Raw genomic sequence first — 14400 nt, 5'->3', positions numbered from 1 at the left:
CGCCGCGCCGCAGTGATGCTGCAAAAGGGGGACGCCGCACACGCGGCGTTCCAAGCGTGATGACAAACCCGCCTTGGGCGGATTTGTAAAGGCACGCCCACTCCGGCGCTTTACGGCGGCAATGAATGCCGCCTGCGCCTTTGTGGCGGGCTGCCGACAAACTGCGTTTGTCAACAGCCTCGGGGACGCCGCATACGCGGCGTCCCCCTTTGTCATGGTGCATGGTTCGTGGGGCGGGTTCCTGCGCTACTTCATGCCCAGCAGTTCCAGCACGGTTTCCGCCAGTCCCGGGGACGGCTGCGTGCCCGCGGCGGGGTCGGGCCGGTCGCGGTGGGTGTAGCGCACCCGCAGCCATGGCCGGTCGATGCGGATCAGCCGGTCCAGGCGCACCGGCGTGCCCAGCAGCACCAGGTCGCACGGGGTGGCGTTGATGGTGGCTTCCAGGTCTTCCAGTTGCCGGTGCGAGTAGCCCATGGCGGGCAGGGCCTTGCCCAGGTGGGGATACTTCTCGAATACCTGCTTCAGCGAGCCGTGGGCGTACGGGCGCGGGTCGGCGATGCGGCCCGCGCCGTGCATTTCCGCCGCCGCCTGCGCCGCGCCGAAGGGCAGCCCGCCGTGGGTCAGGGTGGGGCCGTCCTCCACCAGCAGCACCCGCGCCTTGCGGATGGCGGCGGGGTCGTCCACCTCGATCACCGAATCGGCCAGCAGCACCCGCGCGGAGGGATTCACGGCGGCGACGTTGGCGCGCACCGTGGCCACCTGCGCGGGCGTGGCCGTGTCCACCTTGTTGATCACCGCCACGTGGCACATGCGCAGGTTGGTCTCGCCGGGGTGGTAGGTCAGTTCGTGCCCGGCGCGCAGCGGGTCGAGCACGGTCAGGTGCACGTCCGGCCGGAAGAAGGGCGTGTCGTTGTTGCCGCCGTCCCACAGCAGCACGTCGGCCTCGGCCTGTGCCGCCGCCAGGATGCGCGCGTAGTCCACCCCGGCGAACACGGTGATGCCCGCGTCCACCAGGTGTTCGTATTCCTCGCGCTCCTCCACCGTGCAGTCGGCGGCGTCCATGTCCGCATGGCTGGCGAAGCGCTGCACCGCCTGTTTGGCAAGGTCGCCGTAGGGCATGGGATGGCGCACGACCACCGGACGGATGCCGCGCTCCACAAAGGCCGCGCACAGGTGCCGGGTGACCGGCGACTTGCCGCAGCCGGTGCGCACGGCGGTGACGGCCACCACCGGCTTGTCCGCGCGCAGCATGGTGGCCGCGGGCGACAGCAGGCGGAAGTCCGCCCCGGCGGCCAGGGCCAGCGAGGCGGCATGCATGACCGTTTCGTGCGAAACGTCGCTGTAGGAAAAGATCACCTCGTGCACGTGGTTGTCGCGGCACAGGGCGGTCAGTTCGCGCTCGGCCAGGATGGGCACGCCGTCCGGATGGCGTGGCCCGGCCAGCGCGGCGGGGTAGCAGCGGCCGTCGATGTCCGGGATCTGGGCGGCGGTGAAGGCCACCACGTGCACGGCCGGGTCGTCGCGCAGCAGCACGTTGAAGTTGTGGAAGTCGCGTCCGGCCGCGCCCATGACCACCACGTTGCGCACCCCGGCCGCATCGGCGGGCGCGGGCGCGCGGCAGGTGGCGGGCAGTGGGGACGCGGCGGGGGAGCCGGGATGCGAAGGGGGCGACGTGGCGCGGGATGACGAGGTCATGCGGGGCGGGCCTCCTGTGGGTGTCGGTGGGCGCGGAAGGAACGGCGCGATGCGGGCCGGGCAGGCAATGGGCGCGGACAGGCGCGACCGCGCGGGACTACCCGGAACCGCCGGAACCGCCGGAACCGCCCCATGGTATGGCCGGGCCGGGCGGCCGCGTCAACCCGAGAGGCTCAGGCCGTGGCGGTGATGGTTCCGCGTTCCACGGTGAACAGGGCGGCGTCGGGCTTGGACTCGCGCAACATGTCCACGGTGTGCGGGTGGCAGGTGAAGAACAGGATCTGGTGCGGTTTCGCACCGCTTGCGCTGCCTGTGCTGCCGGGATTGTCCGGGATGCCTGCGTCCGCGTGTCCGGTGGCGTCGGCGGGCCGTCCGCACAGGTCGGCCAGGGCGGCGGCGGTGCGCGCCGCGCGTTCCGGGTCGAAGTTGACCAGGATGTCGTCCATGATCAGCGGCAGCGGCTCGGCGTGCAGGGCGTGGGTGCGCACGTAGCCCAGGCGCAGGGCCAGGTACAACTGCTCGCGGGTGCCCCGGCTGAGATGCTCGTGCGGCACCGGCTCGCCGTCGGCGGGCACGGCGCGGGGCACGCCGTCCTCCAGCGAGGCGGCGATGGACTGCCAGCGCCCCCCGGTGATGGCCCGGAAGATGGCGGCCGCCTCGCGGATCACGTGGGGCTGGCGCTCGCGCTCGAAGCGCCGCCGCGCCGTGTCGATGAGGTGGCGGGCCAGGGCGTTGCGGCTCCATTCCAGGGCCATCTGGCGGGCCGATTCCAGCAGGGCGGCCTCCTGCCTGCGCAGGGCGGCCACATCGTCGGCCGAGGCCGCCAGGTCGCGCTGGGCGCGCAGGTCGGCGATGTGCTGCACCAGTTCCGCCTCCCGCGCGGCAAGTCCGGCCAGTTCCGTGGCCAGTTCGTCGCAGCGGGCCTGCATGGCCTCACGGTCGGCGCTGGCCAGTTCGGCGCGCAGCGCGGCCAGCGGGTCTGCCGGGGGATTGGCCGTGGCGGATGCGTTCGGGACATCCGCCGGGATGTCCGCCGGGATATTTGGCAGGGCGGCGGACAGGTGGCCGGTCAGGTCGCCCCTGCGGCGCAGCAGTTCCTGCCGTTCGGCAAAGAACGCGGCGCGGCGCAGGAAGTCCTCCCCGTCGGCCGCACCACCGGCGGCCAGCAGTTCGGCCACGGCGGCCTCGGCGGCGGCGTGGGCGGCCTCGGCCTCGCGCAGTTCGGCCAGCAGTTCCGCGTGGCGGGCGGCCAGCCTGTCCCGTTCGGCGGCCATGGACACGGCGGCTTCGGCGGCGGTGGCCAGTGCGTCCAGCGTGGTCACGAGGTCATCGGCGCGGGCGGCGTCGGGCAGGGCGGCGGCGCAGTCCTCGGCAATGCGGGCCAGCGGGGTTTCCAGCGCGGCCAGTTCCGCCTCCAGCGCGGCGCGGCGGGCGGACAGTCCGGCGGCCTCGTTGTCCAGGCGCAGCCAGTCGTCCATGACCGCAAGGGCGTCGCGGGCGGTGGCCGGGGTCAGGTCCGGGGACAGGCCGCGCTGGGACAGCCAGTCGCGCCATGCGCCGGTGGCCGCGCCCGCCGTGGCCGTGGCGGCTTCCTGCGCGGCCTCGGCCGCCTGCAAGGCGGCAAGGGCCTGCTGTTCCCGTTCGCGCCGGGCGGCCAGTTCCGCCATGGCGCGTTCCCGCTCCTGCCGCCGGGCCTCGGCGGCGCGCAGGTCGGCCAGCAGGCGGTCCACCCCGGCCAGCAGGGCGGTGGCCGCCTCGTTATTCAATTTCGGCCCGTCCGGCCCGTCTGGTTTGTCCGGCTCGTCGGGGCACAGCGACGCCAGGGCGGGCATCGCGCGGGCGGCTTCGGCCAGCGCGGCCACCTGCGCCGTCAGGACCGCCACGCGGGCGGCCAGCGCGTCGGCTTGGGCCGCGCGGGCCGCGCAGGCCTCCACCCGGTCGAACAGCCCGGCCGCCGCCTCGGGGCCGAAGGATTCCGGCAGGTCGAGTCCGGCGCGGTACGCCGCCCAGTCCGCGCGGGCCTGATGCAGGGCCGCTTCCGCCGCCTCGCGGGCGTGCAGGGCCTGCATGTGCCGGGCGCGCTGGGTGGCGCAGTCGGCTTCGCGTGCGGCCGCCTCGGCGTCGGCCCGGTCGCGCCGGGTGCGCTCGTCGCGGGCGCGTTCCAGCGCACGTTCCGTGGCGTCCAGCAAGTCCGCCAGGGAGGGACCGTCCATGGGGGCATCCGTCCCGTTCAGCCCAGCCCCGTGCAGCAGCCGGGCCGCCTCGGCGCGCAGCGCGTCGTTGCGTTCGGCCAGTTCCTGGCGCCGTGCCGCAAGCCGGGCGGCGCGGGCCGCGTGGGCGGCCAGTTCCGCCGCATCGCGCCGGGGCCAGCCCGCCGCCAGCAGCGCAAGGCCGCACAGCGCGGCCACCCCGCACAGGTATACGGGCGCGAGGCCCATGGCCGCGAGGGGGGGCAGCCCGAACTGTCCGAGGTGTCCGGGCAGGCCGGTAAGGTCCAGCGCGCCGTGCGCCGCCGCCAGCAGCGCCCCGGCAGCAATCGAACCCGCCGCCAGCAGCGCGCCGCCAAAGGTCAACAGGGCTGCCGATTTGCGGGCCACGGGCGCGGCGGCCGCGTGGTCCCGCTCGGCGCGGGCGGCCTCGGCCGTGCGTTCCGCCTCCAGGGTCAGCCCGTTGGCCACATGGCGCAGACGGCGCACGGCTTCTGCCCGGCGGTCCAACTCCTCTCCGGGGATGGCGGCCATGGCCCGCGCGGCCAGGATGGCCTGGTCGCGGCGGGCGGCCAGGTCGTCCAGTTGCGCGGCCAGTTCGTCGGCGCGGCGGGCGGCGTCGCGGGCCGCGTCGTCGGCATCGTTGACGGTGCGGGCGCGGGTGGCCAAAGCCTCTCGGGCGCGGGGCGAGGTGTCGAGCCCGCGCAGGGTGTCCGGGGTCCAGCGGGGGGAAATGTCCGTCAGCGATCGGGCCAGCGCGGCGGCCTGCACGTCCAGTTGGGCGCGCAGCCCGGGCAGTTCGGCCAGGGCGGCCCCAGCCTGGGCGCGCAGGGTGCGCAGCCGTTCGGCCTGTTCCGCGTCCGGCGCGGCGGCGGAGTCCGCGCCCAGCCCGTCGGCTTGGGTTTGGGCCAGTTCCGCCGCGTGGCGGGCCGCCTCATGCTCGGCGGCGCGGCGGTCGCGCTCGGCGCGGGCCTGGCGCAGGTCGGCCCCGGCTGTTTCCATGGCCGCCTCGTGCGCGGCCATGGCCTCGCGCGTGAACAGCGAACGGTCGAAGCCGCGCACCCGTTCCGGGGTCCAGTCCGCGCCAAGAGCGGCCAGCAGCCGTTCCCGGTCGGCGCGGTTGCGCTCCATGTCGGCCAGCAGGGCGGGCAGGGCGGCGCGGGCGTTGCGGTAGCTGGCCTTGCGTTCCAGCAGCGCGCGCAGTTCCGGCGCGGCGGCCAGCAGCCGGGCGTCCGGCGTGCGCTGCGCCAGCGTGGCTTCCAGCGTTGCCAACTGGCCGCGCAGCCCCTGCGCTCGGAGGGCGCGTTCGGATGCGCGCTCGCGCTCCCGCTCGAAGCGCGCCCCGCCGTCCTGCGGAAAGCGCTCGACCACCACCTCCAGCCGGGCCAGTTGCCCCTCCACCGCCATCAGTTCCTGCCACTGCCGCCACACACCCAGACGGCGTTCCAGCGCGCGATGCTCCGTCTCGAGCGTGGCGCGGTCGCCGCGCACCCCGGCCAGCCGGGCGGACAGGTCGTCCAGTTGGGCGGACAGGGCGTCGTAGCGGGCGGTGTCCCGCTCGTGGGCGCGCAGGCTGGCGCGCAGGGCTTCCAGTTCCTTCAACGCCTCGTTGAGCGGAGGCTTGCGGCCTTCCGGCAGGTACAGCGCGGCCATGCGGCCGGAAAGGTCGTCCAGCAGTTGGCTGGGCGGACGCAGCCCCTGCCCGGCCCCGGCACCCAGCAGCACGTTACGCGCGCCTTCCGCCGACAGCGAGGAAAATTCCTGCAATTCCGACAGGCTGAACCCGTAGATGTTGCGGTAGAGATCGGGTGTCACGCCGTGCAGCAGGGCGGTGGCCAGTTCCGGGTCCAGGGGCGCGCCCTGGGCATCGGTGAGGGTCAGCGTGCCGCCGTGCGCGCCGGGACGGCGGGTGAGCCGCACCACGCCGCAGCGGTCGGTGTGCAGGGTGAGCGTGCCGCCCGCCTCGGCCGCGCGGCCGGAAAGGGGTATCCGGTGGGCGGCGCGGCTGCGGGGGTAGCCCGCCAGCATGGCCCGGAAGAAGTCGAGGCAGGTGGACTTGCCCGCCTCGTTGCTGCCCAGGAAGATGGACAGCCCCGGCGGCAGGTGCGGGATGGTCTGGCCCGCGAGAACCCCGAAGCCGTCGATGTGCGCGCGCTGGATGTACATCAGTCGGCCTCCAGCATGTCGCAGCAGATGCGTTCGGCGTCGTCCAGCAGGGCGGCCAGGTCTTCGGGCGGCAGGGCGTCGGACGGACCGAGGAAGCGGCGGCCGCGTGCGCCGTCGTACAGCGGGCCGAGCACGGCGGCGGCCAGGGCGCGCAGCCCGTCCGGGCAGGCCGCCGGGTCGCCCGCCGGCTGTTCCGGCAGGCCGCGCACGGCGGCGGCCACGCGCAGCACTTCGCCCAGCAGGTCGTCGCGGCGGCGCAGCGCGTCCATGTCCACGTCGGGCCGGGTGCGCAGTTCGATGTCTTTGACCCAGACCAGCGGATCCAGCGAGGCCCCGGCCTCGCGCAGCATTTCCAGCAATGCCCCGGCCGCGCCGGGGCGGCGCAACTGGCGGTCCAGCGGGCCGCGTCCGCGCAGAACCACCCGGAACAGGGTGACTTCAATGGGGAAGGCTGGCGCGCCGGGCGGCGCATCCTCTCCGGCGGCGTGCTGCATGGCCTCCAGGATGAGGCCGTGCAGGGCTTCCAGCGATGCCCCGCCGTTGGGCGTATCCGCATCGCCGGGACCGTCGCCTCCCTTGCCGCAATTGTCGCCGCTATTGCCGCCATTATCGATGGCCACTTCCACAACCTGCCAGCGCACCGGGGCCAGCGGCCGGAATTCCAGTTCCACCTCGCCGTCGTCGTGCAGGGTGACCAACTGGCAGCCGCGCGGCCCGTCCTCGTTGATGTGCAGTCCCTGGGTGGAGCCGGGGTAGACCACATGGGGACGCGCGCGCAGCACCTGCGGCAGGTGGATGTGTCCCAGCGCCCAGTAGTCCAGGCCCGTGGCGGCCAGGTCGTCCAGGGTGCAGGGGGCGTAGCGGCCCGCGTCATGGCTCACGGGGCTGCCCGGCGCGCCGCCCACGTTGCAGTGCAGCACGCCGATCTGCGGCGCGCCGGGGGGCACCTCCAGGCCCTGGGCCGTGGCGGCGCGGGCAAAGCGTTTGGCCAGGTTGCGGCCCTCGCGGTCGGTCTCGTGGCTGATGCCGTGCACCACCGCCGCCACGCGCCCGTCGCGGGCCACGGGGTGGGCTTCCACCTGCGGGCCGAACACGGTGACCCCGTCCGGCCAGTGCAGGGATTTCACCCGCGAGGTCAACGGGTCGTGGTTGCCGTGGGCGATGAACACCCGCACCCCCGCGTCCGCCAGGCGCGCGCAGCCGTCGCGCAGGGCCACCTGGGCGCGCAGGCTGCCGTCCTCGTGGTTGTGCACGTCGCCCGCGATAATCAGGGCGTCGGGCCGCTCGGCAAGGCACAGTTCCACCAGCCGCTCCCACGCGGTGAAGGTGGCGCGGTGCAGCCGGTCGGCCAGGCGGGGCGGAAGGTCGCGCGAGACGCCCGCGAAGGCGGCGTCGAGGTGCAGGTCTGCGGCATGGACGAAGCGGAACGCTGGCATGGGTGACCGGGGGTTGGAGTGCGGCTGGAAGTGAAAACTGCTTCGACGGGGTGCGCGCGGCGGCGCGCCTACCTGTCTAGCACGGCGGGCGGCGGGCCGTCACCGTGCCTGCGGGGGAGCGGCCGGGCGCGGCTGTCCGGACAACCGCGCCCCGCTTCCGGCCCCGCGTCCGCTTTGCTAGGATGCGTCCATGGCGCAGCGCTGGATCATGCATATCGACATGGACGCCTTCTTCGCGTCCGTGGAGCAGATGGACGACCCCTCCCTGCGGGGCAAGCCGGTGGCCGTGGGCGGCACCACGCGGGGGGTCGTCGCCGCCGCGTCGTACGAATCGCGGCGCTTCGGCGTGCGTTCGGCCATGCCCATGAGCACGGCGCTGCGGCTGTGCCCGCATCTGATCGTGGTGCCGGGGCGCATGCGCCGCTACGCCGAGATTTCGCACCGGATCATGGACGCGCTGCGCGAATTCTCGCCGCTGGTGGAGCCCGCCTCGGTGGACGAGGCCTATCTGGACGCCACGGGGCTGGAACGGCTGTTCGGCCCGGTGGAGACCATGGGCATGGCGGTGAAGGCCCGCGTGCGCGACGTGACCGGCGGGCTGACCTGTTCGGTGGGCGCGGCCCCGGTGAAGTTCCTGGCCAAGATCGCCTCGGACGTGAACAAGCCGGATGGCCTGTTCATCCTGTACCCGGAGGACGTGCCGGAATTCCTGCGCGCCATGCCCGTGGGCCGCATACCGGGGGTGGGCAAGCGGTCGTTGGCCGCGCTGGAGGAGCTTGGCGTGCGCAGCGCGGGCGACGTGCTGCGCTACTCGCGCGAGTTCTGGGAACGGCGCTTCGGCAAGGGCGGCGCGCACCTGCACGAGCGGGCCAGCGGCGTGGACCCGCGCGAGGTGGAGCCGTATTCCGAGCCCAAGTCGGAAAGCGCGGAGAACACCTTTGCCGAGGACACCGCCGACCGCGCCGTGCTGCGGCGCTGGCTGCTGGCGCAGTCCGAGCGGGTGGGGGCGTCGCTGCGGCGGCAGCGGCTGGCGGGGCGCACCATTACGCTCAAGGTGAAGTACGCCGACTTCCGGTCCATCACCCGCAGCCACAGCCTGCCCGGACCCACGGCATCCACCGAGACCATCTTCGACGAGGCGTGCCGCCTGCTGGACGCCCTGACCCTGGCCGACAAGGTGCGGCTGATCGGGGTGGGGGTGTCCAACTTCGGCCCGGCCCACCACGGACCGCGCCAGCTGCCCCTGCCGCTGGATATTCCCGGCAGGGGCGGGACGGGCCGGGACGCGGGCGGCGCGCAACCTGCGGATGCGGCAGCCGGGCCGGGCAATATCTCCGTCGCCGCTCCCGAACCCGCTCCGCCGCCCGACGAAAACCGCCGCAAGAAGCTGGACGCCGCGCTGGACGCCCTGCGCGACCGGCACGGCCGCGAGGCCGTGGTGCGCGGCCGCCTGTTCGGGTTCGATTCGAAAAGAAAGTAGTCCGGTACGCGCGGCGTCGCGGCCTTTCAGCCCCCTGCTATTCCCCCAGCAACACGGGATTGCACCGCTCGCAGGTGGCGAAATCGGGCGTGAAGGCGTGCGAGCCGATGACCGAGACCGGGCGCATGCCCAGCAGGGAATTGAGCAGGTAGGCGTGGCGGAAGGAACGCAATTCTCCGGCGCGCACGGTGCAGTCGCGTACGGGCAGGATGTCCCGCACGGCGGCCAGGGTGGTGCTGGGCAGGCGGCAGCCGCCGGTGGGGGTGCAGAAGCAGTCGCCGTCGCCGAACAGCAGGGCGGCGGTGGTAGCCTCCACCACGATGCCGCCGGGCTGGGTGAGCACGGCGTCGTCCTGGCCCAGGGCGCGGGCGGCCCTGCGTTCCAGGTAGCACAGCATGTAGTTCATGGATTTGTGCAGGGCCAGCGAGCCCAGCGTGGCGGGCGGAGCCAGGCGCAGGCTGTAGGTGCGGTCCGGCGCGGGCGGGTCGAAGGGGGCGGCGGTGACCAGCGGCGCGATGGCCGCGTCCTCGTCCTCCAGCGGGGCGATGATGTTCACCCGCGCCTGCCGTCCGGCAAGACCGTTGGCGCGCACCACTTCGGCGATGACCGCCGGGTAGTCCACGGGTTCGGCCACGAGGCCGAAATGGGTCAGGCTGGCCCGCAGCCGCGTCAGGTGCGCGTCCAGGCGGCTGGGTCCGCGCCCGTTCCACAGGATGGTTTCGAACAGCCCGGCCCCGTACCGGAAGGCCGGACTGCCGATGTCCAGCCGTACCCCGCCCTCGTGCAGCCCTCCGCCCCGCCAGTGGATCATGCGCATACCTCCCGGAAGTTGGCTCCCTTGGCCCATGTCTCCTCGTATTCGCTTTCCGGGTCCGAGTCCACGACGATACCGCTGCCCGCGCAATGTTCGAAGCGTCCGGCGGCCGCGTCGTGCCATCCGGTGCGGATGGCGATGGAGGCGTCCATGGCGCGGGCGTCGGCCACGGCCAGCAGGCTGCCGCAGTACACCTCGCGGCTGTGGGGTTCCCCGGCCTCGATGATGCCCAGCGTGCGCCGCTTGGGGCAGCCGGTCACCGACCCGCCGGGAAAGGCGGACAGCAGCAGGTCCAGGCAGGTGTGGTCGGGCCGCAGCGTGCCGGTGACGTCGGAATACATCTGCACCAGGCCGCTGGCCGCGCCGCCCACGCGAAAGGTGGCGCAGTGCCGGGCCACGGCCACGCTGCCATGGGCGCAGTCGGCCGAGATGTCGTTGCGCACCAGGTCCACGATCATGGACAGTTCGGCGCGCTCCTTGGGCGTGGCGGCCAGCAGGCCGGGCAGGCCGGGATGCCAGGCCGGGTGCGGCGTGCCGGGGCCGAAGGCCAGGGTGCCCTTGATGGGCTGCGAGAGCACGCGGGCCGGGCCGCCGCCCGGCGCATCCACGCGCAGGAACCGCTCCGGCGAGGCGGAGACCACGTGGCGGCCGCCCACCCGGAACAGCCCGTGAAAGGGCGCGGGCCGGGTGCGCCACAGGTGCAGGGACAGGACTGCCGGGTCCAGCCCCGGCGCGTGCAGGCCGAAGCGGGTGGACAGGTTGCACTGGTAGGTGTCGCCCTTGCGGATGCGGCGCAGCACTTCGCGCACGCCCGCCGTGTACCCGGCGCGGTCCAGCGAGGACGGCAGGGCGGCGCAGCCGGGCGGGGAAAAGGCGGGGACGGGGGCACCGGTGAGTATCCGGGCGCAGCGGGCGGCCAGGTCCGGCGGGCCGTCCGGGTGGACGGAAAGGGTCAGCTCGCCGGTGGCGGGGTTCCAGCGGGCCACCCCGTGGTAGCGGCGCAACAGGGCGTGCGGCAGCACGCGGGGTTTGGCGCTGCGGATGCCGAAGCGCGGCAGGCCGTAGGTGTAGGCCAGGAAGCCGAGGGCCATGTCGTGGTCGGCGCGGGCGGGGCGCCAGGGCAGGGGGGATGCGTCGCGGCCGCGCACGGAGGGGTGCGGCCCGAGCGGCGGCGGCAGGCCGAGAAAGGCGACCAGCGCGGCGTCGGTGTGCGGTCCGGGGTCGTGGTCCGGGTGGTGCGCGCCGGACGCGGGGTCGCCCAGGCACAGTTCCCGGCGCGGGTCGATGCCGACGAGGCAGCACGGACCTTCGCCCTCGCCGCCGGGCCAGACCGTCCAGCCGGGGGGCATGGCGGTGTGGACGTGGGGTGCGCCGGAATCGGCAGGTGCGGCATCCGCCTTACAGGGGTCCGGATGACACAGCAGCAGGTCCGCGCCCTGCCGGGCGCAGGCCAGGGCAAAGGCCGCGAAGGCGTCGGCGTCAGCGCAGGCCGAGAGCGTGCAGCGCATGGCGTATCCACCACACCCCGTCCGGGGTGAGGAACGATTCGGGGTGAAACTGGTAGCCCAGCAGGGGCAGGCATTCGTGCCGGGCGGCCATGACCACCCCCTGCCCGTTGCGGGCCAGCACGCGCATGCCCGCGCCCATGGCGGACAGGTGCAGCGAGTGGTAGCGGGCCACGGTGCGCGTCTGCCCGGCGTAGTGCAGCGTGTCCGGCTTGCCGTGCACGCAGCCCGGCAGCGGCGCGGTGACCCCGCCGAAATGGGCGTTGATGATCTGGAGGCCGAGGCAGATGCCCAGCACGGGCGCCGGCACGGAGTTGGAGGTGTGGGGCGGGGGAGACGGCGGGGCGGCGGCTGCCGCGTGCGCGTGGGCCACCCTTGTGTCCTCTCCGCCCAGCAGCGGCGCGTACTGCGGATATTCCACGGGCGCGCCGGGGCCGGGCGAGATCACCAGCAGGTCCCAGCGTGCGGCAGGGGACTCGTCCCCGGAGGCGTGGGGCCAGCCGCTCGTGACCTCGGCCAGCCGGTCCGCCGGCACGACTATCGGAACGCATCCAGTGGCGGCCACCAGCAGGTGTTCGAGGTTGCGCGTGAAGCTGTCGTGGTTGTCGGCAAGCAGGATGCGCATGCGTGGCTGGTGCGGCGTCCGGTGAGCCGGGCCGGGGCTACCCTTCCATCCAGATGATGGACGCCTGCCGTCCGGTGGTGGCGGCGCGGCGGTAGGAGAAGAAGTCGTCGGGCAGGGCGTGGGTGCACAGGTCCAGCCCGAAGATGCGCTCCGGCAGCAGGCCCGCTGCGGCAAGCTGGTGGCGGGTCAGCGTCCACAGGTCCATGGTGCGGCTGGCCGAGCGGAACCAGCGGGCGAAGTCCTGCCCCCATTCCGTGGCGAAGTTGACGAATTCCGCCGCCGCCGGGCCAAGGCTGGGACCGCGTATGGCCAGCACTTCGCTCGGGGGAAACCCGTAGCGCTCGCAAAAGGCGCGCACCCCCGATTGCGGAAAGCCGATGCGGTTGCCCCGCCATCCGGCGTGCAGCGCGGCCACGTATCTGCCGCTTTCGTGGGCCAGCAGGATGGGCTGGCAGTCCGCCGTCTTGATCACCAGCCCCACGCCGGGGCGCGCGGTGGCCAGCCCGTCGGCCTGGGCCACCGGGGTTGCGGCCAGGGCGGCGGCCAGTTGCACCGGCTCCGGGTCGATGACCATGGCGTCGCCGTGCACCTGTTTGGTCTCCACCCATTCGGCAAGGTCCAGGCTTGCGGCCAGGGCGGCGCGGTTGGCGGCCACGGCGGCGGGGTCGTCGCCCACCTCGTAGGAAATGTTGCCTCCGGCCCACGGACCGTCGGAGATGCCGCCGCGCCGGGTCTGGAAGGCGCAGTGCACCCCCGGCACACCGGGAAAGGCGAAGCGGATGCAGCGCGGGGTGACGTCGTCGGGATCGGCGGCGGCGCCGGATGACCGGGCGGAGCCGGAAAGCGGCGGAAAGGCCAGCGACGGGGTGGTTACAGCCATGTCAGTCCCTCCTCGGTGCACAGTGCGTGGACGGGGCGGTCCCATGGGGCCACGGGCAGCGCCGGTACGATCTGGAACGCGTAGGCCAGCCCCACCAGCGCGGTGAGGACCATGGCCGGGTGGGCCAGGAAACGGTCGTAGTAGCCCGCGCCGTGGCCAAGGCGGTTGCCCCGCCGGTCGAAGGCCACGCCGGGGATGACGGCAAGGTCGGGCGCGAAGTTGGGCGCAAGGCCGGGCACGGCGTCCATGTCGATGGCCGGGCAGCGGGCGGGGTCCGGCTCCGCGATGCCGTAGCGGCCGGGCTTGAGGTCCGCTGCGCAGGCGCAGGGGGCCAGGCACATATCGTTGTCGCAGTCGGCGGCGGGGGAGGCGGAGCCGGTAGCGCCGGGCCCGGCGGCGGGCGTCAGGCAGCGCGGCAGCAGCACCTGCTTGCCGTCCGCCCAGGCGGCGTCCAGCAGGCGGGCGGTGGCGGTCTCGTTGCGCACGGCCACGTACAGCAGCACCTGCCGGGCGTTTTGCCATGCCGGTGACGCCAGCAGGGCATCCTGCGCGGCATGGCCCAGGCGGGCGGCCTCGTCGGGCGGCAGCGCGGCGCGGCGGGCCAGCATGGCGCGGCGCAGGGCCTGCCGGGCTTCGGCGTCTGGCGGAGTTGAGTGCGTCATGGTGGGTCTTGGGGTGGGTGTTGGCGTGGGTGTTGGGGCGCGTGCCGGGTGGTGTGTGGATCGGACGGGGAGCGGCCCCCGGTCAGCCCCGCCAGGGGTTTTGTCAGGCGGCGGGGCTGTGGTGTAGTGTGCGGGCGCGGGCGGCGGCCGCGTGGCAACCGGGCTCCACAGTTCCACGTCTCCCTCCCTGTCGCGCAATCTAACAAGGAAGGCACCGCATGCAAAGCGCACCCTACTGGATCGCGTTCGGCGACATCCACGACGACGTCTCGCCCATCGCGGACATTCCCGGCCTGTCCGAGGCGGCGGGCGTGATCATCACCGGCGACATCACCGTGGTGGGCGGCGTGCGGCAGGCCGAGCGCGTGCTGGCGGCCATCGCCGCGCGCAACCCGGCCATCCACGCCCAGATCGGCAACATGGACAAGGCCGAGGTGACCGGCTGGCTGGAGGGGCGCGGCTGGAACATCCACCGCGCCGCGCGCGAACTGGCCCCCGGCGTGGGCCTGCTGGGCGCGGGCTACTCCACGCCCACCCCCTTCGGCACGCCCAGCGAGGTGCCGGAGGCGCGGCTGGCCGAATGGCTGGACGCGCTGCGGGCCGAGGCGGGCCGCTGGCCCCGGCTGGTGCTGGCCGTGCACACCCCGCCCATGAACAGCCTGTGCGACAGGCTGGGCAACGGGGCGCACGTGGGCAGCCCGGCGGTGCGGGCGTTCATCGAGGCGGTGCAGCCGGACGTGTGCCTGTGCGGGCACATCCACGAATCGCGGGCGGTGGACCACATCGGCCGCACCGTGGTGGTGAACCCCGGCGCGCTGGGAGCGGGCGGCTACGCCGTGGTCACCGCGCCGGACGACGGCCCGCTGACGGCGGAACTGAAGGTGCTGCGGGGGTAGCGCGCACGGGCCGGAACGTGTTCCGTGCGGCACG

10 protein-coding genes are annotated in these 14400 nt (G+C 73.8%); 2 read left to right on the top strand and 8 right to left on the bottom strand.

The window, feature by feature from the left end; all coding sequences use genetic code 11:
• Positions 1 to 246: 246 nt before the first annotated feature.
• The 3 genes from ACR4XJ_RS14445 to ACR4XJ_RS14435 all read right to left on the bottom strand — a co-directional run bounded on the left by ACR4XJ_RS14445 (position 247) and on the right by ACR4XJ_RS14435 (position 7504).
• Positions 247 to 1695, bottom strand: a complete 1449-nt coding sequence (locus ACR4XJ_RS14445; protein ID WP_434755867.1) for a cyclic 2,3-diphosphoglycerate synthase — start codon at positions 1693 to 1695, stop codon at positions 247 to 249.
• Positions 1696 to 1868: 173 nt separating this feature from the next.
• On the bottom strand, positions 1869 to 6068 hold the full coding sequence (locus ACR4XJ_RS14440) for an AAA family ATPase (protein WP_434755866.1): 4200 nt from the start codon (positions 6066 to 6068) through the stop codon (positions 1869 to 1871).
• Positions 6068 to 7504 (bottom strand): metallophosphoesterase family protein, encoded by a 1437-nt coding sequence (locus tag ACR4XJ_RS14435; protein ID WP_434755865.1) that lies wholly within the window; start codon positions 7502 to 7504, stop codon positions 6068 to 6070. Before ACR4XJ_RS14435 ends, ACR4XJ_RS14440 begins: the two co-directional genes overlap by 1 nt.
• A 208-nt stretch (positions 7505 to 7712) precedes the next feature.
• Between ACR4XJ_RS14435 and dinB the strand changes: the two genes are divergently transcribed.
• Positions 7713 to 8984, top strand: a complete 1272-nt coding sequence (gene dinB / locus ACR4XJ_RS14430; protein ID WP_434755932.1) for a DNA polymerase IV — start codon at positions 7713 to 7715, stop codon at positions 8982 to 8984.
• 37 nt (positions 8985 to 9021) lie between these two features.
• On the opposite strand, the gene ACR4XJ_RS14425 is transcribed toward dinB, so the two are convergent.
• From ACR4XJ_RS14425 to ACR4XJ_RS14405, 5 genes are read right to left on the bottom strand one after another with little or no spacing between them, the layout of a single operon-like run.
• Positions 9022 to 9795: an aminotransferase class IV gene (locus ACR4XJ_RS14425; protein ID WP_434755864.1), complete on the bottom strand. Its 774-nt coding sequence runs from the start codon at positions 9793 to 9795 to the stop codon at positions 9022 to 9024.
• Entirely contained in the window at positions 9792 to 11306 is a 1515-nt protein-coding gene (locus ACR4XJ_RS14420; protein WP_434755863.1) for a chorismate-binding protein, read from the bottom strand. The genes ACR4XJ_RS14425 and ACR4XJ_RS14420 overlap by 4 nt, the downstream gene beginning before the upstream one ends.
• Entirely contained in the window at positions 11278 to 11928 is a 651-nt protein-coding gene (locus ACR4XJ_RS14415; protein WP_434755862.1) for an aminodeoxychorismate/anthranilate synthase component II, read from the bottom strand. Before ACR4XJ_RS14415 ends, ACR4XJ_RS14420 begins: the two co-directional genes overlap by 29 nt.
• A gap of 37 nt (positions 11929 to 11965) precedes the next feature.
• Positions 11966 to 12808: a polyphenol oxidase family protein gene (locus ACR4XJ_RS14410; RefSeq protein WP_434755861.1), complete on the bottom strand. Its 843-nt coding sequence runs from the start codon at positions 12806 to 12808 to the stop codon at positions 11966 to 11968.
• The gene (locus ACR4XJ_RS14405) at positions 12799 to 13470 is read right to left on the bottom strand and encodes a 5-formyltetrahydrofolate cyclo-ligase (RefSeq protein WP_434755860.1); all 672 of its coding nucleotides are present in this window, start codon (positions 13468 to 13470) and stop codon (positions 12799 to 12801) included. Before ACR4XJ_RS14405 ends, ACR4XJ_RS14410 begins: the two co-directional genes overlap by 10 nt.
• Positions 13471 to 13688: 218 nt before the next feature.
• Here ACR4XJ_RS14405 and ACR4XJ_RS14400 point away from each other — a divergent pair, with 218 nt between their 5' ends.
• Positions 13689 to 14366 (top strand): metallophosphoesterase family protein, encoded by a 678-nt coding sequence (locus ACR4XJ_RS14400; RefSeq protein ID WP_434755859.1) that lies wholly within the window; start codon positions 13689 to 13691, stop codon positions 14364 to 14366.
• Positions 14367 to 14400 lie beyond the last annotated feature (34 nt).

It is taken from the genome of Nitratidesulfovibrio sp. D1, assembly GCF_051133415.1.
Classification (GTDB): Bacteria; Desulfobacterota; Desulfovibrionia; order Desulfovibrionales; family Desulfovibrionaceae; genus Cupidesulfovibrio.
Note: the sequence above shows the minus strand (reverse complement) of the source record. Positions and strands in the feature narration are given on the sequence as shown.

Coding starts and splice junctions, on each gene's coding strand:
- ACR4XJ_RS14445 (WP_434755867.1), bottom strand. CDS start 1,695: ATGACCTCGTCATCCCGCGCCACGTCGCCCCCTTCGCATCCCGGCTCC.
- ACR4XJ_RS14440 (WP_434755866.1), bottom strand. CDS start 6,068: ATGTACATCCAGCGCGCGCACATCGACGGCTTCGGGGTTCTCGCGGGC.
- ACR4XJ_RS14435 (WP_434755865.1), bottom strand. CDS start 7,504: ATGCCAGCGTTCCGCTTCGTCCATGCCGCAGACCTGCACCTCGACGCC.
- dinB (WP_434755932.1), top strand. CDS start 7,713: ATGCATATCGACATGGACGCCTTCTTCGCGTCCGTGGAGCAGATGGAC.
- ACR4XJ_RS14425 (WP_434755864.1), bottom strand. CDS start 9,795: ATGATCCACTGGCGGGGCGGAGGGCTGCACGAGGGCGGGGTACGGCTG.
- ACR4XJ_RS14420 (WP_434755863.1), bottom strand. CDS start 11,306: ATGCGCTGCACGCTCTCGGCCTGCGCTGACGCCGACGCCTTCGCGGCC.
- ACR4XJ_RS14415 (WP_434755862.1), bottom strand. CDS start 11,928: ATGCGCATCCTGCTTGCCGACAACCACGACAGCTTCACGCGCAACCTC.
- ACR4XJ_RS14410 (WP_434755861.1), bottom strand. CDS start 12,808: ATGGCTGTAACCACCCCGTCGCTGGCCTTTCCGCCGCTTTCCGGCTCC.
- ACR4XJ_RS14405 (WP_434755860.1), bottom strand. CDS start 13,470: ATGACGCACTCAACTCCGCCAGACGCCGAAGCCCGGCAGGCCCTGCGC.
- ACR4XJ_RS14400 (WP_434755859.1), top strand. CDS start 13,689: ATGCAAAGCGCACCCTACTGGATCGCGTTCGGCGACATCCACGACGAC.